The organism is Sulfurimonas sp. CVO, assembly GCF_009883775.1.
Lineage (GTDB): Bacteria > Campylobacterota > Campylobacteria > Campylobacterales > Sulfurimonadaceae > Sulfurimonas > Sulfurimonas xiamenensis.
The window spans coordinates 465,406-488,263 of record NZ_CP033720.1 but is presented as its reverse complement, the minus strand read 5'-3'; the positions used below and the strand labels follow the sequence as shown (position 1 = coordinate 488,263).

22 protein-coding genes are annotated in these 22,858 nt (G+C 31.4%); 14 read left to right on the top strand and 8 right to left on the bottom strand.

The window, feature by feature from the left end; genetic code table 11:
• Positions 1-7: 7 nt before the first annotated feature.
• From CVO_RS02510 to CVO_RS02495, 4 genes are all read right to left on the bottom strand, one after another.
• Positions 8-592 (bottom strand): siphovirus Gp157 family protein, encoded by a 585-nt coding sequence (locus CVO_RS02510; protein WP_159569809.1) that lies wholly within the window; start codon positions 590-592, stop codon positions 8-10.
• Between the two features lie 10 nt (positions 593-602).
• On the bottom strand, positions 603-1,412 hold the full coding sequence (locus CVO_RS02505; RefSeq protein ID WP_159569807.1) for a DUF932 domain-containing protein: 810 nt from the start codon (positions 1,410-1,412) through the stop codon (positions 603-605).
• Between the two features lie 131 nt (positions 1,413-1,543).
• Entirely contained in the window at positions 1,544-1,729 is a 186-nt protein-coding gene (locus tag CVO_RS02500) for a hypothetical protein (protein ID WP_159569805.1), read from the bottom strand.
• Between the two features lie 306 nt (positions 1,730-2,035).
• Positions 2,036-2,284 (bottom strand): helix-turn-helix transcriptional regulator, encoded by a 249-nt coding sequence (locus tag CVO_RS02495; RefSeq protein WP_159569803.1) that lies wholly within the window; start codon positions 2,282-2,284, stop codon positions 2,036-2,038.
• A 97-nt stretch (positions 2,285-2,381) separates the two neighbouring features.
• Between CVO_RS02495 and CVO_RS02490 the strand changes: the two genes are divergently transcribed.
• From CVO_RS02490 to CVO_RS02445, 10 genes are all read left to right on the top strand, one after another.
• Complete coding sequence (locus CVO_RS02490; protein ID WP_159569802.1) at positions 2,382-3,803, top strand: hypothetical protein; 1,422 nt, start codon at positions 2,382-2,384, stop codon at positions 3,801-3,803.
• Between the two features lie 22 nt (positions 3,804-3,825).
• Positions 3,826-4,533, top strand: coding sequence for a hypothetical protein (locus tag CVO_RS02485; RefSeq protein WP_159569800.1), 708 nt, complete (start codon positions 3,826-3,828; stop codon positions 4,531-4,533).
• A gap of 154 nt (positions 4,534-4,687) precedes the next feature.
• Entirely contained in the window at positions 4,688-5,791 is a 1,104-nt protein-coding gene (locus tag CVO_RS02480) for a nucleoid-associated protein (protein ID WP_159569797.1), read from the top strand.
• Positions 5,791-7,326, top strand: a complete 1,536-nt coding sequence (locus CVO_RS02475; protein ID WP_159569795.1) for a hypothetical protein — start codon at positions 5,791-5,793, stop codon at positions 7,324-7,326. The genes CVO_RS02480 and CVO_RS02475 overlap by 1 nt, the downstream gene beginning before the upstream one ends.
• A complete protein-coding gene (locus CVO_RS02470) occupies positions 7,327-9,372 on the top strand; it encodes an HsdM family class I SAM-dependent methyltransferase (protein WP_159569793.1) in 2,046 nt (681 codons plus the stop codon).
• Positions 9,318-10,505, top strand: a complete 1,188-nt coding sequence (locus CVO_RS02465; RefSeq protein WP_241690993.1) for a restriction endonuclease subunit S — start codon at positions 9,318-9,320, stop codon at positions 10,503-10,505. Before CVO_RS02470 ends, CVO_RS02465 begins: the two co-directional genes overlap by 55 nt.
• Positions 10,505-11,056 (top strand): hypothetical protein, encoded by a 552-nt coding sequence (locus tag CVO_RS02460; protein WP_159569791.1) that lies wholly within the window; start codon positions 10,505-10,507, stop codon positions 11,054-11,056. The genes CVO_RS02465 and CVO_RS02460 overlap by 1 nt, the downstream gene beginning before the upstream one ends.
• A gap of 74 nt (positions 11,057-11,130) precedes the next feature.
• Entirely contained in the window at positions 11,131-11,580 is a 450-nt protein-coding gene (locus CVO_RS02455; RefSeq protein WP_159569789.1) for a hypothetical protein, read from the top strand.
• On the top strand, positions 11,570-12,244 hold the full coding sequence (locus CVO_RS02450; RefSeq protein ID WP_159569787.1) for a nucleotidyl transferase AbiEii/AbiGii toxin family protein: 675 nt from the start codon (positions 11,570-11,572) through the stop codon (positions 12,242-12,244). The genes CVO_RS02455 and CVO_RS02450 overlap by 11 nt, the downstream gene beginning before the upstream one ends.
• A gap of 81 nt (positions 12,245-12,325) precedes the next feature.
• The gene (locus CVO_RS02445) at positions 12,326-12,529 is read left to right on the top strand and encodes a helix-turn-helix domain-containing protein (RefSeq protein ID WP_159569785.1); all 204 of its coding nucleotides are present in this window, start codon (positions 12,326-12,328) and stop codon (positions 12,527-12,529) included.
• A gap of 14 nt (positions 12,530-12,543) precedes the next feature.
• On the opposite strand, the gene CVO_RS02440 is transcribed toward CVO_RS02445, so the two are convergent.
• The 3 genes from CVO_RS02440 to CVO_RS02430 form a co-directional block, all read right to left on the bottom strand.
• Positions 12,544-14,016, bottom strand: a complete 1,473-nt coding sequence (locus CVO_RS02440) for a hypothetical protein (RefSeq protein ID WP_159569783.1) — start codon at positions 14,014-14,016, stop codon at positions 12,544-12,546.
• Complete coding sequence (locus CVO_RS02435; RefSeq protein ID WP_159569781.1) at positions 14,006-15,190, bottom strand: tyrosine-type recombinase/integrase; 1,185 nt, start codon at positions 15,188-15,190, stop codon at positions 14,006-14,008. The genes CVO_RS02440 and CVO_RS02435 overlap by 11 nt, the downstream gene beginning before the upstream one ends.
• A 297-nt stretch (positions 15,191-15,487) precedes the next feature.
• Complete coding sequence (locus CVO_RS02430; protein ID WP_152299732.1) at positions 15,488-15,691, bottom strand: RNA-binding S4 domain-containing protein; 204 nt, start codon at positions 15,689-15,691, stop codon at positions 15,488-15,490.
• A gap of 261 nt (positions 15,692-15,952) precedes the next feature.
• Here CVO_RS02430 and CVO_RS02425 point away from each other — a divergent pair, with 261 nt between their 5' ends.
• The 4 genes from CVO_RS02425 to CVO_RS02410 all read left to right on the top strand — a co-directional run bounded on the left by CVO_RS02425 (position 15,953) and on the right by CVO_RS02410 (position 19,164).
• On the top strand, positions 15,953-16,171 hold the full coding sequence (locus tag CVO_RS02425; protein WP_137014185.1) for a cold-shock protein: 219 nt from the start codon (positions 15,953-15,955) through the stop codon (positions 16,169-16,171).
• A 221-nt stretch (positions 16,172-16,392) separates the two neighbouring features.
• A complete protein-coding gene (gene abc-f, locus CVO_RS02420) occupies positions 16,393-17,997 on the top strand; it encodes a ribosomal protection-like ABC-F family protein (RefSeq protein WP_152299733.1) in 1,605 nt (534 codons plus the stop codon).
• Positions 17,987-18,823 (top strand): DUF5718 family protein, encoded by an 837-nt coding sequence (locus tag CVO_RS02415; RefSeq protein ID WP_241690992.1) that lies wholly within the window; start codon positions 17,987-17,989, stop codon positions 18,821-18,823. Before abc-f ends, CVO_RS02415 begins: the two co-directional genes overlap by 11 nt.
• Positions 18,820-19,164, top strand: a complete 345-nt coding sequence (locus CVO_RS02410; RefSeq protein ID WP_152299735.1) for a translation initiation factor — start codon at positions 18,820-18,822, stop codon at positions 19,162-19,164. The genes CVO_RS02415 and CVO_RS02410 overlap by 4 nt, the downstream gene beginning before the upstream one ends.
• Here CVO_RS02410 and CVO_RS02405 read toward each other — a convergent pair.
• Positions 19,148-22,738, bottom strand: coding sequence for a bifunctional proline dehydrogenase/L-glutamate gamma-semialdehyde dehydrogenase (locus CVO_RS02405; protein WP_159569777.1), 3,591 nt, complete (start codon positions 22,736-22,738; stop codon positions 19,148-19,150). The genes CVO_RS02410 and CVO_RS02405 overlap by 17 nt on opposite strands.
• Positions 22,739-22,858: the final 120 nt, after the last annotated feature.

The following is a 22,858-nucleotide window of genomic DNA, read 5'->3' as shown; positions in this document are numbered from 1 at the left end:
TTCCTCCTTATGCTGCTTCTTTGGTAACTAAGATTTCATCTACTGTTATTTCACTATTTGCAGATGATCTTTTGTTATTGATTTTTATCTTTGCAGGTGTTGTCACAGTAAGAGTATTTACTTCGATAAACTCTTTGAGTTCATCAATTCCTTCTTTTGAAGCAATTGCTTTTTCTACAGCTTCCATATCCACCGAAAATGAGACAAATCCAAGACCCATAACGGCGTTATCGTCTTTGATGGTTACTATATCTTTTGATTTTGAACTCTCTGGAGTGATGGTAATGGATGAAATTGTTGCACCCTCTAATTTATCGATACCATATTCCGCTAATACAGTTGCCGTAGTTTCAAGAGCTATCTCTTTTGCATTTGTAAGATTTTTCTTGATGGTTTGCAACTCTTTTATCTCATTTGAGATATAGTCTATTTTATTTTGAACTTGGTTGATAGAGTAAGCGATATAATCAGCCTTTTCAAAATAGCTTTTATCAGATTCAAGAACACTTCTTAGATAGTCCTTGAACCACTCTTGATTATCTACTTTGAGATTTTCCATCTCTGTTTGAAGTCGATATTTTTTCATCTGCATAATACACCCCTTAAGGAGCCATAAGATAAGTAGGCTCTTTTATGGATGCAATGCGTTCTGCAATATCCCAAATACCCTTGTTTACTTCAACATCTTTAGAGATTGATGAGATTTGTTTGCTAGTAAAGCGTCTGCCTGTATCTTTGTTTACACCTGTTATGTTTCCACGAATGAGATTTTCTTGAATAACATTGAGCGTAGTGTAGAGGTCATCTTTTGTATCTTCATCTCTATGTGGGATAAGCAAATCGTTATAATCCACTTCAAGATGATTTTCAAATCTAAGTGGAATTGAACTTTTTGCAAATGATTGTTTTTCGTTCTCATTGAGCGTAATAGATTCCAACTTTTGAATTTTATCCATAAGCTTTGGTTTGATTGCCGTTATATTTGCAACTGCTCTTGCTACATCGTTATCTCTGCTTCCTAAGTGTTTGATTTTATAACTCTCAAATACACTATCACTTAGTACAAGCCCGTTGGCACATACAAATCTAAATATACCTGCACTGATACTAAAAGCTTTGCTTCTATCGTGAGAGTTAAACAGTAGCAGTTCAACGGCATTTTCACTAGGGTTTAACAGATCCTCAAAGTGTCTAAAGCGAACACAGTGTTGTTGATACCCCTCTTTTTGAATATCTCTAACTCCTGCTTCACTTACACTTACTGGATGCCAATTATGAGATTTTATCTCCTCAATCACTTCTATCGTAGGGATGAAGTGGTATTTATCACTTACTTCAAAGTGTGGTGTTTGTGTAAAAAGCGTTGGTGCTTTAACTCTTAACTCTTCGTTGCTTAATGGTTTTACTGACATTTTCTATCCTTTTGTTTTTCTTTTTTTGTATTGAAAGTCTTTTGACTAATCCTCTTGCTTTTCTAAAGTCTCTTTGATAATCGTTGCTCCTGCAATAATCACTGCTAATAAAACTGATGGCGGTATCATTTTTATACTCCCTTTAGTGGCTGGTAGTGTTTGTTGTTTATAGAAGTGATTTTAAAAGATTTTCTTTCCATATCATCTAGTTCTTTACTAGTTAGCTCTTTACTAAAATAATCAAGCCACTCGGCAAATGATAGATTTTCCTGAAACTCTTTCTCTTGCTGTTTTTGAAGTTGATTTTTTATCTTCATAGCTCAACCTTTGAACAATTTAAATCATAACCGTCACATATCAAATCATCTAGTAATGGTTTGGTAGTGAACACACAGAACTTTTTTAACTTTTGAAACATTGTGTTTTCTCCTGTTATTGGTTTCTCAAAGTATCCATGTACCTTGACTATGTTTATGATATATGATTGAAAAAAATTGGAATTACAAAATGAGTAATAAAAAGTGGTGCTACGAACTAAAAGGTATAGATTGGCTTTATTTGTGGAAGTTGGTAGGATTATTTAAAAGTGAGAATTAGGATATAAAGGATAAGTTTAGGGTTCTTTAGGATTTAAAAAATTCGCAAATATCTACATCGAGGATTTTTGATATTTTTGCAAGGTGTTTGATGTTGAAATGATGGTTCTCTTTTCTAATTTCTGCACGACCTAAATATGCACCGCCACTCATACCGATTTCAAGAGCTAGTTGCATTTGAGTTAAGCCCTTATCTTTTCGGTACTTCAGTACATTTTTAGAGACAGTATCTAATATCTCTTCGCTAAATGATTCTAAATCATCACTACTATTCACATTTATTCCTAACGACCTATATATTTAATTATTGGATAATATTCTTTTCGCTAGAATCTATCAACGATATATGTATCGTTTGCTTAGGAGTGCAAACATGTTAGATAATTTTAAAAAGAGAGCTGAATCCTTAGCCAATAAAGCAAAAGAGACTGCAAAAAGCAGTGTTGAACTTGGCAGTGAATTTATTAAAGATAGTGCTAAAAGTACAAGTACAGCGATAAATATAGGTATTGAACAAGTTACAAAGCCAATGAATGATGCAATGGATGCAAGACGAGATGGGGCTGATAATTTATTAGATACAGTTACAACAAAATCTGGGGAAATAAGTCAAAATATCAATCTAAAAGGCTTTGTGTTTGAAGAAGAACAAGCAAGAACTTTTAATGAAGTGGCTGCAAAAGATGGGAGTTCTTTAAGAGCTATAGTTGATCCACCAACTGGAATAGATGGTAAAAGTGCACCAGATATAAGAATTGTAGATACAGCTACTGGGGAAACAATAAAAAATTATCAAGCCAAAATAGGTACAGAACAGTATATAAATAAACAAATTCAAGAAGAAAAATATCAAGATGGCAATACTGATGCTTTTGTTACTGATATTGACAACGGCTATAATCAAGCAATGAAGAATCTTGAGAGCATTGAAAAAGAGCTATCACAAACTGATTTTAACGACTTAGATTCACTAGATGAACTCTCTAAAGCATTAGATACTATGAATGAAGCTTTAGATATAGAATCTCATGTTAGCCATGATGGAATTAGTGCTGAAGCATTTACAGTTGAAGAGATGAAAGAAATCGCACAAAATCCAACTGAATATGTAGAGGAATTACACTACTCTGCAAATAGTGAAGAGATAATGGATGGTGCTATGAGCGGTGCAGCCATTGGAGCAATATTTCAATCTCTTCAAGAATCAATCAAAATATTAGCAAAACTTCAAAAAGGACAAAAAGTACCTAAAGAAGTGCTTACAGATGCCCTTAAAAATATAATGACAACGTTATCTTCAAGTGCTCTTAGAGGTGCATTAATCAAAGTTATCGAGATAATCTTAGAAAAACAAATGGAAGACAGCGGTGCTTTACCATTGGTAATAGTATCTGTTGCTCCAATAGTTTATAAAACACTTCTATCATACTTCAAAGGTGAAATGACTCTTGAAGAATGTGTAAATATAGTTGGTACAGAAGCTTTATCTAAAGGGATGATGATAACTATAAGTATTGTGTTTCCACCTGTAGGTTTTGCTATGATGGGTGTATCAATCTTAGTTAGTATTTGGAAAGAGTTTGATTTAGAAAATGAAATTTTAAATAAATATCCACAAGTTGAAAAAGTTTTTATATTTGTAAATAAAGTAGATAATCGACGAACATATCTAATTGATAGTGGTAAATTAAGGTTACAAGAACTTAAAATCAATACCGCTCAATCCGTTAAAGACAAAAAAGAGCTAATACAAAACTCGTACAATGAAAGATTTGTAAAGTTAGCAAAAAGTTAAATAATTTAAAAGGAATAGAAATATGGAGTTTACAGATTTAGTAATAATAGCACGAAAAATATATCGTATAAAAGATCAAAAAGACAAAGAGGCAAAAAATGCCATTGAAAATAGTTATGAGGATGATTTTTTAAATCTTCTTTTTGAACAACTAAAAAATAAAAAGTTATATGTTGATTCTAATATTTTCATGGCTAAACCCAACAAAGCTGTAGATAGATTTTTTGATGAATTTACATCGTACGATAATATCAAAATCACAATGCCAAGAGAACAATATGAAGAAATTTATAATTTAAAAAGAAGCGATGAAGAATCTAGCTCAAAAGCCGCAAGAGATGCTTTTAGAAGAATAGAAAAACTAGTTGATTCAAAACATATCGATATACTAGACTTAAAAGATATGCCAGCTGATTCATCATCTTATGCCGACCCGATATTTATCAAAATGATTATTGATGATTTAAAAAGTGAAAAACAGGTATATTTTATAACGGAAGATAAAGACTTAAAAATCAGACTTAAATCTCAAATAGAATCAAAACAACTGAATGAAAACAATATCGTAATATGCAGTTTTGAGACACTTTACAACGATAAATATAATATTGTCGATGAAGAGAGAAGAAGAATAAAAAAAGGCGAAGAGATAGATGAGTTTTTTGCAAAACTACAAACTGATAGCTTAAAGGATAAAATGCTAGATAAAGTTGTTTCATTTTTGAAATAGCAATATTCATTCAACTTAAAACTCATACAACGAGACAATTATAAAGATGAAAAATGGCACATAATTTTAAAATTAAGATAGTATTTTGACTCTTAAAATAATAGTCAAATCCAATTTTAGATAAAATAGTTTAATTTATGTCTAGGAGAGGATAATGTCAAAAGAAAGTACTTTAACCCAAGTTCAAAAAGAGAGTATCAAAATTGAAAAGTTCATTTTTCATATTATCATTGTTGAAAATGATGAGCCAACACACCTAGACGAAGTTGATTTAACAGATGCACAAAAATTATTTTTTAAAGATAGAATAGCAGAAGTAGCAGAAGGTACTCAGTACACTTTTATTGATAAAAGCCATAATACCCTCGCAACATTATGTAAAAATTTAAATATTGACAATAGTAACTTTGTAGACAATTCAAAAACCATTTGCAATGACTTTAAATCTCATCACGGAGGAACAACTACAGATGGAGCATTTATTGTTTCAACATTTTCAATGTTAAATACAGATGAAGAGGAAATAACACTTATTGCATTACTAAAAATGGATCAAAAAAAAGTTTTAGAATATGAACTTGAAAATACAGATGAGGGTAGAAAAGCAATTATGCGTGAGATTGCAGATTCATTTATAGAAAGCAAAGATGCTGTTCAAAAAGTTGCAATTATTGATATAAGTGATACATTTGCATGGGACATTCTTGCCAAAGAGCGAAAAAAGACAGAAGGAATTGCAGAATACTTTAAAAAATTTTTAAATGCTCAAATGAGAGATACTTCAAGTGGTTTAACAAAAAGAACTGTAAGTGAAGTTAGTAAATGGTCAAAAGTACATGCTAACTTGATTAAGGAGATTCCTGAATACACTGAAAGAACAAGTGATTATGCAAGTTATTTTAAAAGTAGAGCAATAAGTTTTATGAACTCTAATGAAGGAATTACTTTTGATGCAGACAACTTTATTAAACATTTATTTTCTCTTGATGAATTAACTCAAGAATCTAAAAATAAAATTAATACCCTACAGACTAAAATGCAAGATCATTTAACAAACACAGGTATATATGGTCAAGTGTTTATTCCTAAACCTAATTCTATTCCAAAGACAATTTCACGTACTAAAAAACGAACAGAAGAAGGGGTTGTAATAGAATGGCAAGGTAACCCTGAAGATAAGGGAATTTCTATTACAACTCTTCAAGACCAAAGAAGACAAATTACTATTACAACAGCTGATTTAAAAGACTTAGAATAATGGAAGATAAAGTACAATCAATAGAATCACTTATACAATATATCAATGAGTTCCTCCAAAAAAATCATGGAACTGTAAAAAGTGAATCTTTTGAAAATATCATCATCAGCATTAATAAAAGTATTGATTCTTTAAAAGAACTAGAAGTACTTTATGAAGCTTTTACAAAAGTTGATGAAACAAGAATTTTTGTAGAAAATTTATCTGAAAATAATGCAAGTGTTTCACAAGAAGATATAAGAGAAAATATTGATACTGATTATACTGATTTCAATTGGCAGATAAATTTAAATAAGGTAAATTTATTCAGTTACAATCATTATAAAATCACAACTTTTTTTGACATACAAAAGTTTCAAGAATGGCTTGAAAATCTCAATGTCTTTAATCAAAACAATGAAATATTAAAATATGAAAACTTACAAATTGTCTTACCTACATATGATGATGAAGATATAATTGGTAATAGTTTTATAATTACAAAAAAACTTAAAGGAAATTTGTCACTTTGTGATGAAAACAAACTACCAGATGATTTAAAAATTAAAGAATTTGTACATTTAATTTCTCAAGAGTCAATTGTTTTTTCTCCAAAAAAACTAGCCTTTACACTAAAAGAAAATACTAATAAATTTGAAAATATTTTAGAAACTAAATATGCAGAAACTCTATTAGCTTCTATAGTACATATATTTAATTCAAGAGAAGATGTTACTATAAAAGGATTAAAGCATTTTAAAATAAAACTAAATAACGATTTACAACCTAATACCAATATTGTAAAAATTCTAGAGAAAGCTGTTGAATGGGTTTATGAAGAAAATACCAGTACCAGATTACAACTTCTTGCAGATAGATTGAGTTTTCATAAAGACAATGCTAATAGTTTAATGGAAATAGTGATTGAACATATTGAAGAAGCATTTACAGAAGCAAAAGATCGATATAAATTTGTAGTTACAGAAAAGTCTGAAGAATATACAAAAGATTTAAGAGATTTACTTAAAGATACAAAAGAGAAAACTGACAAATATTCAGAAAAAACGAGAACCGTTATAAATAGTCTTCTAAGAGATATTTTAGGTTCTATTTTCTTTTTGGGACTTACTGCATATTCAAGATTTAGCGGTAATAAGGATTTTATTTTTTCAGATGACGCTACAATTATTTTTTTACTTTTAGGGTCATACTTTTTAATTTCAATGCTGACTCAAGCAGCGTTTAATTTCTGGGATATTTGGCTCTCTCAAAAAGAAGCTCACAGATGGAGTGCTAGTTCTATGGACTACATGACTTCTCAAACATATAATAAATATGTTACTCGACCGTTAAAAACTAGAACAGTTCAATTTATAACTGTTCAAATTATTGTTATAGTGATTTATCTACTACTTGCAGTATCAGCATTTAATGCTCAAAAATTAGCTAAATATTTAAATATACACAATACAACACAAGCAACTAACAGTGAAATAAATACTTCCAAAAAAACGACATCATTACCTAAAAAACAAAACATAGAGGACAAAGAATAAATGGCAAAAAAGAAAACCGTACAATCAATAGAACCAAATATAGCAGACCTAGCTAATGGATGGCTAAAATCATATAAATTAAATTACAAATTAGAACAAGAAAATTTAAATAGTGAAATTGATAAAGCTCTTAATGATTATTATTCTAAGAATGGTGGAACAGGAGGAAATCGTCCTGATGCAAAACTTTTACTACAAGATAAAAATTTAGATTTTTTTCCTATCCTAATTGAATATAAGGGACATAAAGACAAGCTGGTAAAACTTGATGTAAATGAACAAATTGAAAATAAAACTGCCAAAAATGAACCTAACTTTAAAAATATCAATTCATATGCTGTTAATGGTGCGGTACATTATGCAAATGCGTTACTTCATCATACAAGCTACACTGATATTATAGCTATAGGTATGACTGGATGTAAAGATGAAAGCGGAAACATAAAACATACAATTGGTGTTTATTATGTTTCAAAATCAAATCTTGGTGCTGGTCAAAAAATAGATGATTACTCTGATTTTTCTTTTTTAGCACCTGAGAATTTTGATGATTTTATTGCTAAAGTAAAAACTTTGCATCTTTCTTTAGAAGAACTGGACAAACTAAAAGAACAAAAAGAAAAAGAGATTGATAAAAGTCTAAAAGACTTAAATAATGATATATATCAGAATGAAAAAGGTTTAGGTGAAAATGACAGGGTTTATCTTGTAGCTGCTTCAATTATGGCAACTATTGGAATACCTGGTAAAGTTGCTCCTCTTGAAAAGGGAGATTTAAAATCTTCATCAGAAGAAGGTAATACAGACGGTGAAATAGTACTTAGAAAAATCAAAGCTTTTCTAAAAGAAAAAAAGATACCTCAAGACAAGCAAGATATTATTATAAGAACACTTTCAAACACTCTTTTAACAGACAACATAAACAAAGTTGAAGATGGCGAAACTCAACTAAAAAGGGTGTTTACCAAAATTGTAGATGATTTAGGAATTTACTATAAAATCGGTCTATCTACAGACTTTACTGGGAAGCTTTTCAATGAGATGTATAGTTGGTTAGGATTTACACAAGATAAACTTAATGATGTGGTGCTTACTCCATCTTATATTGCAACATTATTAGTTAAGTTAGCTAGAGTCAACAAAGATTCTTATGTATGGGATTTTGCAACTGGTTCAGCAGGGTTGCTTGTATCAGCTATGAATGAAATGTTGAATGATGCAAAAGATACAATAACTTCACCAGAGGAACTTGTACAAAAAGAAGTTAAAATAAAAGCAGAACAACTATTAGGTCTTGAAGTTCTTTCAAATGTTTATATGTTAGCAGTATTAAATATGATTATGATGGGTGATGGAAGTTCTAATATTCTAAATAAAGACTCTTTAAAAGATTTTGATGGTAAATATGGATTTGGAAAAACAGATGAAATATTCCCAGCTGATGCATTTATCTTAAATCCTCCATATTCAGCTTCTGGAAATGGTATGATTTTTGTTGAAAAAGCTATACAAATGATGAACAAGGGCTATGCCGCTATAATTATTCAAAATTCAGCAGGAAGTGGAAAAGCCAAAGATTACAACAAAAAAATACTAGAAAAAAATACTCTCATCGCAAGTATTAAAATGCCAATAGATATATTTGTAGGAAAAGCAAGTGTACAAACAAATATTTATGTATTTAAAATTGGTGAAAAACATCATAAAGACGAAATGGTAAAGTTTATTGATTTCTCAAATGATGGATACTCAAGGTCAAACCGTAAAAAAGCTAGTAATAATTTAAAAGATACGGACCGAGCAAAAGAGAGATATCAAGAACTTGTAAACTTAGTACGGTTTGGAAAAAGTAAGCTTAGTATTTTTAGTGAAAAAGAATACTATGAAGCTACTATAAACCCTGATAATGGTGCAGACTGGAACTATAATCCAATAATTAATACAAAACCAACTTTAGAAGACTTAAAAAAAACCGTAAGTGACTATTTAGCTTGGGAAGTAAGCCAATTATTGAAGCAGCAAGGAGAAAAACAAGCGGGAAAGTAGTAACCTCACTTAGCAAAAAATTAGAAAATGTTGAGTGGGGTGAGTATAATCTTGAAGAACTATTTGGCAAATCAACTCGTGGAAAAAGATTAAAAAGTGATGATAGAATAGCTGGAGATTTACCTTTTGTTACTGCTGGTGAAACCGATGAAGGGGTGTCTGCATATATTGGTAATGATGTAACTATATTTTCAGAAAATACAACAACTATTGATATGTTTGGTTCTGCCAAATATAGAAATTATAAATATGGTGCAGATGACCATGTAGCGGTAGTTCATACTGAAAATTTACCAAAACTTGCTTCAGTTTTTATAACAGGTGCAATTCATAAATCATCTTATACAGGAAAGTTTGATTATGGAAGAAATTTTTATGCAAAAGATGCCGATAATTTAAATATTCAACTTCCAACCAAAAATGGTGAAATTGATTTTGACTTTATGGAACGCTTCATAGCGGAGCTAGAAGCGGAGCGTATAGCGGAGCTAGAAGCATACCTAATAGCTACTGGTTTAAAAGATTACAATCTTACATATCAAGAGCAAAAATCTTTAGATGAGTTTGATAGTATGAAGTGGGGAGAGTTCAGACTTGAGAATTTGTTTGAAAGAATAAAAACAAACAAGTTACCTTTTAAAGCAAGTGAACTTCCAAAAGAGCCAACAGACACATATGCTCTTCCTTGTCTTACTTCTAGTTTTCAGAATCAAGGGTTAAACTATTTTGCACCTAAAGATAATGCAACTATTTTAAAAAATGTAATTTCAATCCCTTCTAATAGTGATGTTTATAGAGCTTATTTTCAATCAAGAGAGTTTACAGTTTTATCTGATGCTTATGCAATTAACTGGGTTTATGGTGATGTAAAACTATCTCCTAATCAGTATTTATTTACAGTTCCATGTATAAATAAAGTAACAGATTTATCTATATATTCATATAAAAATAAATTAGGTGGTTGGAATATAGTAAAAGATAAAAGCATAGAGCTTCCAATAAAAGATAATCAGCCAGATTATAAAACTATGGAAACTCTAATATCTGCTATTAAAAAACTTGTTATAAAAGATGTGGTTCACTATGCGGATAGTAAAATCAAAGCAACTAAAAAAGTTGTAAGCAGTAAGTAATGAACGACACTCTTCTAATCCAACTATTAAAAATTATAAAGCAAAGTAAACAACCAATTATAAAAGCTTTTGAGGATGATTCCTCAAGAGCTTCATTTGTTGATTTTGATACAGTTTTAGAAGATATTCAAAAGCACACTAAAAGCCTTTCAAACTCTATAAAAAAAGAAGCTAAAACTTTTAATAGCAACTATGAGAGTGAAGAACAGATGATGAAAGCTGTTATAAACTCTTTTAAGAGTATCAACTTAGAACTAAAAGAGCTTATCACTATCTATAAAGATCTCAAGAGTAATATCTCAAGTGATAATATCCAAGCATTACTATCACTACAGATTAGTAAAAAAGTATTATACGATTATATAATTTGGTGTGAGAAGCTAGAAAATGCACTTATATGCATCAGTAAAGATGAAGCTATATTTATCCCTAATATAGAGATTGAGAGTGAAATAATAAGCTTTATAGCAGATAATACAAAATCAAGTGAACTTAATTTTTGGCTACCGTTTTTTAGTGGTTTGGGATTAGGATTTTTGTTGGATGACTGATAAAAACTATTATTGTATAATTGACATTTAGGCGATATTCGCCTATAATATATAAAAACTAAAAAGGTACTACTATGACACAACAACAAATTAGTAAATTATTAGATGTACCAGACAGAACACTAAGAGATTGGAAAAAGAATAGACAGAGGCTTTATAATCTTTTAGAATCATTAGAGTACGGTGAAGTAAAAGAGAAGATTAATGCAGTTGATATTGACGATGTAGTTGTATTTAAACCTGAGCAATATTCGTATAATCTTTTTTGGCAGACAAACGAACAAAGTGAGCAAAAAGTTTATGCTATCATCTCAAATTATCTATCCACTATGAATGAAGATGATATTAAAACATTATGTAATCAATTTGGTAAAAACCTAGTCAAAAGTGTACTCAAAGATAAATATCAAAAAATGTATGCGATGGGGTTTATATCTACTAGCAGTATAGATATACCCTTAACAGGTTCTTTTAATCAAAATGAAATGTATAAACAACTAATAGGTGTGATTAATGACTGTTGATGTTAAAAATGCACTGGATAAAATCTGCAACAATGAAATCTTTAACGATGAGCTGTACTTCACTGGAGGTACAGCTCTGGCTTACTACTTGAACCATAGAATTTCTGAAGATATAGATATAGTGTCTGCTAGAACATTAAATCATAGAGCTATTATCCCAAATATAAGTGTAATAGGAGCTAAGAAATTACAAGATGAAAATGTAACAGCTTTACGAATGGCTGGACTGTTTCCAGACGAATACATGATAAAATTTTTACTTAATAATGTAAAGTTAGAGTTTTTCCAAGCTAATAGACCTATCCAAAAAGAGATACTTTCTACCGCATCATTTTCAAATTATGAAGATTCAAAACTAAAAATACTTGATGTAAAATCTATAGCAAAGCTAAAAATAGTAGCTCTCATCATGAGAAATAAATCAAGAGATCTTTTTGACTTTGGAGCCATACTAGAACATAATGTATTGTCGATTGATGAAATAGTTGAATTGTTTTCAAAAATTAATAGTAAAATAGTTTCAGCAGATGATGTTGTTAATTTTATAAAATCAAAAAATGAACCTAGAGATGATGAAGCTGTTTATCTTAGTGAGAGGGATAGAATTGATTTAAATTTTGAGGAGATTAAAGAACAAGTAATTCGAGCTTTAAAAGGATTGTAAAAAATCATCTTAAAATTTTACAATTCAAAAAAAATCATTTTTGTAGAATTCTTTTATAAAACAAATATAAAAGGATTTGCTATGTCTCAACAAGATTTTTTTAATATGCTCAGAGATAATTATAAAAAAATATTACTTACAAAAAAAGAAACGGCTAATGAGCTAAATGTTAGCGAAGCTACCATTGATAGGCTTAGACAAAATGGTCAATTAAACTCAAAAAAAATTTTGGGTCAAGTAATGTTTTCGCTTGATGAAGTAGCTAGGTTTTTATATGAAGCTTAGCATTACTTTATGTGTCATTTTTTATCTTCTGTATCTTCAATAATACTTTCACCTGTTAAAAATTCTGGATATCTACACTCTTTAATATATGGTTTTAAAGCGTAATAATAATTTGAAACTGTTGAGCTACTAATTTTATATTCCTCAATTAGTGCTTCTATATCTTTAAAGATTCTTTTTATTTGATTATCTTGAATATGAGAAAATCTCTTTTCAATCTCTTTTTTATGTTTTTTGTATAAAATTGTTTCTAAATCTTCAAAAATTTTATTCTCTTTAGGATTATCAATTTTTTGGGAATACTTCTTAGTAATAACTGATATTTCACTAACATCTAAATAATTTTCAAAAACTTTGCATACCTCACTTATTTTAGTATGTATAATTTTTTTCTTGAATCTTCTCTGAACGTGCTTTATTTTTTCTCTATACAATGGTGATACTAAATCTTCAAAAATAGCATCTTGATAATTTTCTAAATCTAAATTATTCTTGTTTTGTTTTTCTAAATAATAAGCTATTGGTATATGAGATTCTAATTCATCAAATATTTCATTTTTTACACTTTCCTGACTATTGGATGCATAATCATCGAATCGTGCAGTTACATAATCATATACAAAAAACATATCTGCTAATTTTTTTGCAGTTTGTTTTTTGGGATAGTTTTTTGTCTTTTTTGCTTCTTGAACATCTTTACCTAGTAGTTTATTTGGGGTCTTTAATTTTTTTGAGTTTTCATCTGATAAAGTTTTTTTAATATGCTTTATATATTCAACTAGTTCATTTTCTGGTAATGAGATATTTAAAGCTATATTTATTTGATTTGTATCATAAATTTTTCTTTGAAAATGTGTATTTATGCTAGAAATATCAAAAGTTTTACACCTTGGATTAATCCCTCTTGCAGTTACAAAACCTTCGTATATGTTGTGATCAGATTTGTAAAGTGGGTATTCTTCTCCATGTAAGAATTTTCCTATTGCTCCTGAAATATGTTTCATCATCGGAGAGCGTAATGCATCTGAAAATTCTTCTTCAATTTCTTCAAAAGACATACCACTAAAATCTTTATATTTAAATGGGTTTTCTATTTCTGGTATATTAATTTTAGTTTGATCGTAATGTATAAAATATTTGTTTTTTAAAATATGTATGCCTTCTTTATAAGTTTCTAAAAATTGTTGTCTTTTTTTTTCAAGCTTTTCATACTCTTCAGAAGTAACCTCAAGTGAATCATTATCAAGCTTTTTTAATTCTTCGAATCCTTCATAATCATTATCAGATTTTAAACTATACTTGATATTCAATACCTTTTCTATACTAGCAATTAACTCTATAGATGCTCTTACATTCTTGTTTCTTCCCGCCATTTCAAAAACAATACAATGTGTCAGTTCATAAGGTTTAAATTTTTCTATTCTCTTATATCTATCATCTGTTCTTTTAGGAAATTCATTTTCTTCAAACTCATCATTATAATCCATAATCTACAACCTCCATATCATCATCTATATTGAGATATTTCATGGTCGTATCTATCTCAGTATGGTTTAAAAATCTTTTGGCATGAACTATACCAAATTTTTTATAAACATTGGTTGCAGCTGTTCTCCTCATTGTATAAACACTAACTCTATATGCTAAATCATAAGTTCCAATATTTTGATTAAAATGTTTGTCAAATATTTTTCTTAGTTGTTCTGCATATTTTTGGTATCTTGTTGATTGGTTTTTTAGTGCGTCTTTCTCTTCTTTAGTTATAGCTCTTTTATATAGTTGTTGTGGATAAAAAATAAAATTGTCATGTACTAGACTGTGTTCCTTTATCCAGTTTTTAAATAAATCGAGTAGCTCTTTGCTAACTCTTGCATCATAAGGTTTACCTTGTTTCATAGCACGAATATGTACTGTACCTTTATGAAAGTTTATGTGTTTTACTTGTATATCCATAACAGCAGACGGTCTTGCTCCAGTATGATAACACGCTTTTAAAAAAAGCAGTAACCTTGGCTTTACGATAAATTCATCCAAGTTCCATATTTTTTCAAGCTCTTCGTTTGATAAAACTCTTCCTGCCTCATTCCTATCAACTTTTATAATATCCTTTATAATTACAGGATTTTTATCAACATATCCTTCTTTTATAGCCCAGTTATATAATGCTCTAAGGTAAGAAATAGTCTTTTTAATTGTTCTGTGGTTAAGTGGAGTACCTTGTCTCGATGGTGTTGCTTTTAAAGTCTCACTAAGATTTTTTATATCTTCCGTTTTTATTTTTGAAATTTTCATTTTTCCTAAAATAGGATTAATTAATCTATCGTATGCTGATTTTATCATAGCTGTTGATTTAGCAGTTTTTGTAGGAAAGTATAGTTTGGCAACATCTTCTAATGTCAGATTACTATTCATGATTTTTTGATTTAGAAGTGATGCATCTTTTTGTATTTCAAGTCTGTTTTTTGAAAGTTCATTTCTTTTATCATTTAAAATTTTAAGTGCATCTTCTTTTGTTGTGGCATCACATTTTAGTTTTTTTACCTTATTATCAATATCTCTATATGAAATATAATAAGCAATAGTTTTTTTATCTTTATCACTATCTTTAAAATATTCAAAAATACCACTATATTTTTTAGCCTTTAGTTTTCTAAATCCCATATTAAACCTTATTTAAATACAATATGCTTTATAACTTCTGTTGTGAATTTAATCAAGTATATTTGTATAAAAAATTTTACAACAAAATTTTACAACAATTTGTTGTAAAATAGCATAAAACTGAAAATACTTGCAAAGGATAAGAATTGTATAAAGTCCATACAAACGAAGAAATAAGGTGTTTTGTTAAATGTTAAAGAGAGTTGTAAAACATAAGGGTGGAGTCTTTGGTGGACTGATTGGCTTGTTAAGTTCTTTTATGCTATCAATGTAGCTTCAAACTTAACAAAATCCAACTTAAGAGATTTCTATAACTACATCAGCAATCTCTATAATATCACCCACTTGAATCTTTGCTCTTTTTCTTAACTCAACTTCACCGTTTCTTCTGACATGACCATTAGCAATTATTAGCTTTGCTTCTGCTCCGCTATCGACCAAATCTAGAACTTTTAAAAGTTTATAAAGTTCTATATACTCATCTTTTAACTTATAATTCATACTTTTCTTCTTTATTTAAAATTTCTTATATAATTATAATATGAATAGATATAAAATATATATACAAATTATCGAAAATTAAAAATTATATAAAATTTTTATATTTACATACAAAATTTAAAAACTTTTGATATAATGTTTTTGATGAAAGATTTGTGTGTGTGAGCTCATCTATTAGTATATTCTGCTAGACAAACGACTCCCCTATATTTTGACTCCTCTTCTAAAAGAAGTGAATTTTTACCAAAGAGGTACTACAACATGGCAGAATTGCTAGACGGATCAGTTAAATGGTTCAATGAAGAAAAAGGTTATGGTTTTATTCAACAAGACAATGGTGGTAAAGATGTATTCGTACACTTTCGCCAAGTAAACAGAACGGGACCAGGTCGCGTCTCTTTAGCTGAAGGTCAAAGGGTAACTTTTGAACTAGGCGAAGGACAAAAAGGTCCTCAAGCTGAGAATGTAACTCCGCTATAACTTTTATATTGCAGGCTTAGCGCCTGCAATTTTTATATAACTTTTTTATAAAACTAAAAATAGATTATATTTTCTTACTAATACCCTCAATTCTACAATACTCTATAATATATAAATTTACACTATATTCAATTATTAAATAGGCTTTAAACAACTCTTGGATATAATCGCGAAAAATAAATAGGTGCGTAATATATGTGCCTGCATGAAAGAAACTAACAATGGTAACTGTACAAAATTTAACAATGCGTTATGGAAATAGAGTTCTATTTCAAGATATAAATTTAAAACTAGATCGTCATAAAAGATATGGACTTATCGGAGCAAACGGTGCCGGAAAAACAACCTTTTTAAAAATACTTAGCGGTCAGATCAATGAATATGAGGGTGAAGTTATTATCCCAAAATCAAATAAAGTAGGTGTTTTAGGTCAAAATCAATATGCTTACGAAAACTTCACCATAGCAGATGCAGTTTTATATGGAAATAAAAGACTCTATGATGCAATAAAAGAGAAAGAGCATCTTTATGCAACAGGAGATTTTGAAGATGATTCTGTAAATAATCGCCTTGCAGAATTAGAAGTAATTTCCGTTGAAGAAGATCCTACCTATGAATATGATGTCAATATTGCAAAAATATTAGAGAATGTGGGAATTCCTGCAAATCAGCACAATGAGCTTATGAGCACGCTTGACAGTGCAGATAAATTTAAAGTTCTTCTTGCACAGGTTCTCTTTCCAAAACCTGATGTTTTGTTTTTAGATGAACCTACAAATAATCTTGATATTGAAACAATTAGCTGGCTAGAGGATGAACTAAAGCGTCATGAAGGTACTATGGTAGTTATTTCTCACGATAGACACTTTTTAAATGCTGTTGTAACAAATATTCTCGATGTTGATTATCAAAAAATTCGTGAGTTTACGGGTAATTATGATGATTGGTATATTGCCGCAAATGTAATAGCAAAACAGCAAGAGCTTAACAATGCAAAAAAAGAGAAAGAAAAAGAGCAGCTAGAAGCTTTTGTACGCCGCTTTAGTGCAAATGCTTCAAAAGCAAAACAGGCAACTTCACGACAAAAACAGCTTGAAAAACTAGTAATCGATGATATCAAGCCATCTTCACGCCGTGACCCGAGCATTGTTTTTAAAGCAAAAAGAGTTATGGGAGATGAAGCACTTCAAGTTATTGGAGTAAACCACTCTTACGGCGACAATGAAGTTTTAAAAGATATCAATCTTAAATTTGATCCGGATGAAAAAGTTGCTCTTATAGGTTCAAACGGTGTGGGTAAAACAACTCTGTTAAAGATTATAATGGAAGAGATGAAGCCGACAAGCGGGGAGATTCACTGGGGAGCAACCATAGAAAACAGCTACTTTCCTCAAGACACTGCCGACATTATCAAAGGTGATGGAACTCTATATGACTGGCTAAGAGGATTTGATCCAAAACGAGATATAGCAGAGATTAGAAACTGTTTGGGAAGAATGCTTTTCTCAGGCGAACAACAAGAAAAATCGGTTGCTAGCATATCAGGTGGTGAAAAACATAGAATGATGCTCTCTAAAATGATGCTTGAGGGTGGAAACTTTTTGGTTCTGGATGAGCCTTCAAACCATCTTGACCTTGAGGCAATCGTGGCACTTGGAGAGGCACTTTACAACTTTAAAGGCAATGTTATTTGTGTATCACATGACCGTGAACTTTTGGATGCATTTGCAAACCGCATAATCGAACTAAGAGAAGACGGCACTTTCGTAGATTTCAAAGGAAGTTATGAAGAGTTTGCAGAAGCTAAGGAAAAAGGTGAACTATAGAGATTTTTTAGGTCTTGGGATCGCAGGTAATTTTGCTCTGCACCTAGCTCAAGCAGGAGAATTAGAAGATTTTAAAGATGTTATCACGGCAGATGAGGCAGCACCTAAAGGGATGTTTCCTTTTTATCTGCCAAAAAGAGTCACAGGAGCCAAAGAGATCTTAAACACCTACCCTCTCTCAAGCTCCACCATTAAAATACCAAACAAAGAACTTAATATTCAAGCAGAGCCTGAAGTCGCTCTTATCTGCAGACTTGAATACGAAAACAATAAACCAAGCAAAATAATCCCTACACACTTTGGTGCATACAATGACTGTTCAATCAGAGTTGCAGGTGCTTCCAAGATAAGTGACAAAAAAAACTGGGGCGAAAATTCTAAAGGACTGAGCGAAAATCTAATCAAAATAGACCGCTTTAGCGATGGCAGCATAATGGATAACTACTCCATTTGCAGTTTTTTAAAAAGAGATGGTAAACTTCATGCTTACGGTGAAGATGTTGAACTAAAAGGTTACAGCTACTTCTATGAAAAACTCCAAGAGTGGATGGTAGAGCAGATAAATATCCAGAGAGATTTCGGTCCCCTTGAGCCCTTAAGCGACTATATAGCATCATGCAATAATCCTTCAGATGCTATTATAAGCATAGGTGCCACAAGATATACTTCTTATGGAGAGAGCACATTTTTGCAAGAGGGAGATGAGGTTTTTGTAGTGCTTTACAGTCATACGGAACTCTCTTTGGATGATGTAATCAAAAGCATAAAAAAGAGTAGTTTTAAATCTTCAAATATGAGTCTTCTCAAACAAAAAGTAATCTTATGAGCAGAGGAAAAAAGCTTGACCTCTTTATCGGTGCAGAAATAGAAGATGGCTGGGCAAAAGTTGAGACTCCCAGAAAAAGTGTCATATCAGGTGAGATATTAGAGCCTTCTAAACATTTTTTAGTTTTTAAAAAAGAGAAGAGACGCGGCAAGACGGTAACTCTTGTCGGCGAATTTCATACACCGCAAAACGACTCAGAAGCACTGTTAAAGGCTTTAAAGAAAAAACTCGGCTGCGGCGGAACTTTTAAAGACGGCTGGATGGAGTTTCAAGGCGAACTTAAAGATAAATTAAGAGCTCTGCTTGCCCAAGATGGTTTTAGATTTAAGAGTGGACATTAGCTTTATCCTCTAGCCCTCTAACTCCTAAATTTCCATATCTGTGATATGAGTTTGTAACACTCTGCTCTATAAAGTAGTGAAGCAGCTCAACTCTTCCATGAGATATAAATGGCTCACTTGATATATGCTTTGCCTCATCTTTTAGATCATCATATATCTTTTTGGTTACATGTTTTGGATTTAAAAATCTAATTCTCTGAACTTTTTTCATAGCGCTTATAAGCTCTTCTTCATTTTGCAGCTGCAAAGAATCTTCCTCTTCCAAAATCTTTTTAGAATTATTTATTAGCCATACAAGTGCATCACTCTCTATACTTTTTGGTAAAGATATATATAATTTTGCCTTTGCCATTTTAACCGCTATGATAGATGCAAGTATCTCTTGAAATTTGTCACTTTCTTCGCATCTTAAAAGAACACTCTCTACTCCTAAATATCTGATAATATTGCTTTCACCTCTGACATTTGCATAATCATGCTCTTTTGCAAACTCTTTCTCATGCCAATATGAAAATCCTTTTGCTATATTTGATGCTTCAAGAATCTCATTTGAAAAAGTATCATTTAAAGCTAACTTTTCAATCTTTTTTATAAAAGGATGAGATAACAGTTCTTTGATATTTTTATTTTGAGAATCTATATTTACAAACTGTGTTACATAGTTAAACCCGCCTGCTTTTCTTCCGCTTCCTATGGCAGATTTTCTCATTCCGCCAAAAGGTTGTCTTATTACAATAGCACCTGTTGTACCACGATTTATATATAGATTTCCGGCTAAGAGCTCCTCTTTCCATATTTTTTGCTCTCTCTCATCCAGACTCTCTATTCCCGAGGTGAGACCGTATCCTGTAGAGTTTACTATATCTATGGCACTCTTTAAATCATCTGCTCTCATAACGCTTAAAACCGGTCCAAATAATTCATTCATATGACAAAAATCACCGCTTTTTGTCCCCCATCTAACAGATGGTTTTAACATATAGGGGTTTTCTTCTTCAGCACAAGAGGGCTTTATAAGCCACTCTTCACCATCATCAAGATACTCAAGCGCTTTTTCTAAATTACCTGAAGGTTTTGAGGAGAGCGCCCCTATTCTATTTTCAAAGTTCCAAACAGAACCGACTTTCAAAGAAGAGGCTGCATCTGCTAAAGTTTGTTTGAAATCTTTATCATTATAAAGCTCATCCTCTAAAACAAGCAGAGATGTTGCCGAACACTTCTGCCCTGAGTTATTAAATGCAGAAGCTATAACATTCTTTATTGCCTGATCACGGTCAGCCATTGATGTAACTATCGTAGCATCTTTTCCTCCAGTCTCAGCACTTAGATAAATATCCGGTCGCTGCTTTATCATGCTGTAAGCCGTTTTTTCACCGCCCGTAAAGATAGTAAAATCAATATCTTTATTTGTAACAAGATTCTCCCCTGCCAAAGCTCCGCTTGATGGAAGAAACTGAAGCGTGTTTTTACTCACACCCGCACTCCAAAAACACTCACACACCATTTGAGCACAAAGAACAGAGTCTGATGCAGGTTTTAGTATAACCGTATTTCCGGCTGCAAGTGCTGCGGCAACACCGCCTGTAGGAATTGCAACAGGAAAGTTCCATGGGCTGACTACAAGGCCTACTCCCTTTGGAGTCGTTTTCACACCCTCTAATGCCTCTATTTTTCTCATACTGTAAGGATAAAAGTTTAAAAAATCAACTGCTTCTGAAACTTCAACATCAGTTTCAACAAAAACCTTTCCTACTTCTGCCGCGGCGACGCCTATAAGGTCTCCTCTTCTTTTTCTAAACTCATGTGCCACATCTAAAAGTATCTTCTGGCGCTCTTTTGTGCTTAAATCTCTCCATCCGTCTGGATCCTCTTTTGCAATTTTTACAGCTTCATGCATATCTTCTGCACCTGCTCTTACATATGAACCGACCAAAACACCATCATGATACTGGGATTTATCTATTACCTCTACAGCATCATCACTCTCAATCTCTTTGGAAGCTACGACAGGTTTTGCACTATATCCTCCGCTTTTAGCTATATTTTTCCATTTATCAGCAATAGATTCTGCCCATCTTTTATTTTGCGGTAAAACAAAGTCGGTATCAGGCTCACTCTTATAAATAAAATTATCCAGATCAACATCAGGTTTTTCAGGCTCTTTGTTTCTATCTTGAACTCTGTAGGGAGTAAGTCTTAAATCTTTTATCTCTTCTATAGCATCGCCGTAACTTTTTATAAGAGTTTTCCAAGCTTCAGAATCAACTTTAAGTCCAAAACTGTGGCGTAAAAAATTCTGCTGGGCAGTATTTTCATCAAACCTCCTTACAAGATAGGCGATTGCATTTGTAAAAGTCTCTTTTGTCGCAGTCGGCGCATAGAGTATGACATCAAGACCCTCTTTTTTCAAAACCTTATAAGCAGTCTCGCTCATGCCCTCAAGCATCTCGGCACTGTAAAATTTCTCAACCTTTCTCTCTTTAGCCAAAAGCATTCCTAATGCGTGATCAAAAAGGTTGTGCGAAGCTACTCCCAAATGTGCATAAGGAGCTACATCAGGTTTCAAAAGATAATCCATAATTATTTTAAAGTTTGCATCACTCTGCGATTTTTTCGTATAAGTAACACACTCCCACTCCCTCAAACTAGCTTCTGTTAGTTCCATCTCCTGATTTGCACCTTTTACAAGACGAATCTTTATAGGTGCTCCTCCATTTTCTACTCTCTTTTTTGCCCATTGAACAAGATCTTTTGTCAATGCCAAAGTATCAGGAAGATATGATTGAAGCACAATACCGGCATGAAGAGATTTAAATTTTTCAAGAGAGAGCGTTTTTTTAAAAACATCAATAGTAAGATGTATATCTTTATACTCCTCCATATCAAGATTTACAAACTTATCTTTCTTTTTACCATCGATATCTGTAAATCTATTTTCTACAGCAGCACTATAAATTTTTTCCAGTTTTTTTGAAACCTGTTCTACGCTCCAGTCATGTGCAAGAGGATTGATTTGAGAAAATATAGTAGATATTTTTATAGAAATATAGTCAATATTAGGGTTTTGAAGAGTTTTAATATATTTACTAACTCTGTAGTCAGCCTCCTCTTCTCCTAAAACTATCTCCCCTATTATATTGATATTTACACGGGTTCCCTCCGCTTTTCTCTTTTTGATATGTTCAATAAGAGCTTTCTCTTCACCCGGAATAACCACATTTTTTATATCATTTCTAAGATATTTTATAAAAATCGGTACAGAAACATTGGTCATATAAATACCAACTTTGCGAAAAGAGAGAACAAGAAGCTCTTCAAAGGCAGTAAAAAATGTTGTGTCTTTATATTTGTTGAAAATATACTCTATTTGGTCCGCTACTCTGTGAGGATTTCGTGAGCGAAAACTCTGATCTAAAAGCTCAATCAAAAACATTTTGTTCATGGGGTCTTTTAACATTCTGCCCATTGTGTCATGAAATTTTTGCTCTATTGACTCTCTATGCTGTTCTATATACTGCTGCCACTCTTTTGCAACGATTTTTGCTTCATCAAATCTCTCTTTAGATATTTTCATAATTTACAACTCTCCCTACTCAATTTTGCATAACCTACTACTAGACTAACAAAAAAGTAGTTAAATTGTCAAATTAAAAATAACTTAACATATGCTGAATTATTTAAATATTCATTAAAT

Bases quoted from the DNA above. Each gene is read 5' to 3' on its own strand.
- CVO_RS02440 (WP_159569783.1), bottom strand. From the start codon at position 14,016: ATGGATTATAATGATGAGTTTGAAGAAAATGAATTTCCTAAAAGAACA.
- CVO_RS02455 (WP_159569789.1), top strand. From the start codon at position 11,131: ATGACACAACAACAAATTAGTAAATTATTAGATGTACCAGACAGAACA.
- CVO_RS02485 (WP_159569800.1), top strand. From the start codon at position 3,826: ATGGAGTTTACAGATTTAGTAATAATAGCACGAAAAATATATCGTATA.
- CVO_RS02460 (WP_159569791.1), top strand. From the start codon at position 10,505: ATGAACGACACTCTTCTAATCCAACTATTAAAAATTATAAAGCAAAGT.
- CVO_RS02435 (WP_159569781.1), bottom strand. From the start codon at position 15,190: ATGGGATTTAGAAAACTAAAGGCTAAAAAATATAGTGGTATTTTTGAA.
- CVO_RS02500 (WP_159569805.1), bottom strand. From the start codon at position 1,729: ATGAAGATAAAAAATCAACTTCAAAAACAGCAAGAGAAAGAGTTTCAG.
- CVO_RS02410 (WP_152299735.1), top strand. From the start codon at position 18,820: ATGAGCAGAGGAAAAAAGCTTGACCTCTTTATCGGTGCAGAAATAGAA.
- CVO_RS02480 (WP_159569797.1), top strand. From the start codon at position 4,688: ATGTCAAAAGAAAGTACTTTAACCCAAGTTCAAAAAGAGAGTATCAAA.
- CVO_RS02445 (WP_159569785.1), top strand. From the start codon at position 12,326: ATGTCTCAACAAGATTTTTTTAATATGCTCAGAGATAATTATAAAAAA.
- CVO_RS02470 (WP_159569793.1), top strand. From the start codon at position 7,327: ATGGCAAAAAAGAAAACCGTACAATCAATAGAACCAAATATAGCAGAC.
- abc-f (WP_152299733.1), top strand. From the start codon at position 16,393: ATGGTAACTGTACAAAATTTAACAATGCGTTATGGAAATAGAGTTCTA.
- CVO_RS02425 (WP_137014185.1), top strand. From the start codon at position 15,953: ATGGCAGAATTGCTAGACGGATCAGTTAAATGGTTCAATGAAGAAAAA.
- CVO_RS02475 (WP_159569795.1), top strand. From the start codon at position 5,791: ATGGAAGATAAAGTACAATCAATAGAATCACTTATACAATATATCAAT.
- CVO_RS02405 (WP_159569777.1), bottom strand. From the start codon at position 22,738: ATGAAAATATCTAAAGAGAGATTTGATGAAGCAAAAATCGTTGCAAAA.
- CVO_RS02510 (WP_159569809.1), bottom strand. From the start codon at position 592: ATGCAGATGAAAAAATATCGACTTCAAACAGAGATGGAAAATCTCAAA.
- CVO_RS02450 (WP_159569787.1), top strand. From the start codon at position 11,570: ATGACTGTTGATGTTAAAAATGCACTGGATAAAATCTGCAACAATGAA.
- CVO_RS02430 (WP_152299732.1), bottom strand. From the start codon at position 15,691: ATGAATTATAAGTTAAAAGATGAGTATATAGAACTTTATAAACTTTTA.
- CVO_RS02505 (WP_159569807.1), bottom strand. From the start codon at position 1,412: ATGTCAGTAAAACCATTAAGCAACGAAGAGTTAAGAGTTAAAGCACCA.
- CVO_RS02490 (WP_159569802.1), top strand. From the start codon at position 2,382: ATGTTAGATAATTTTAAAAAGAGAGCTGAATCCTTAGCCAATAAAGCA.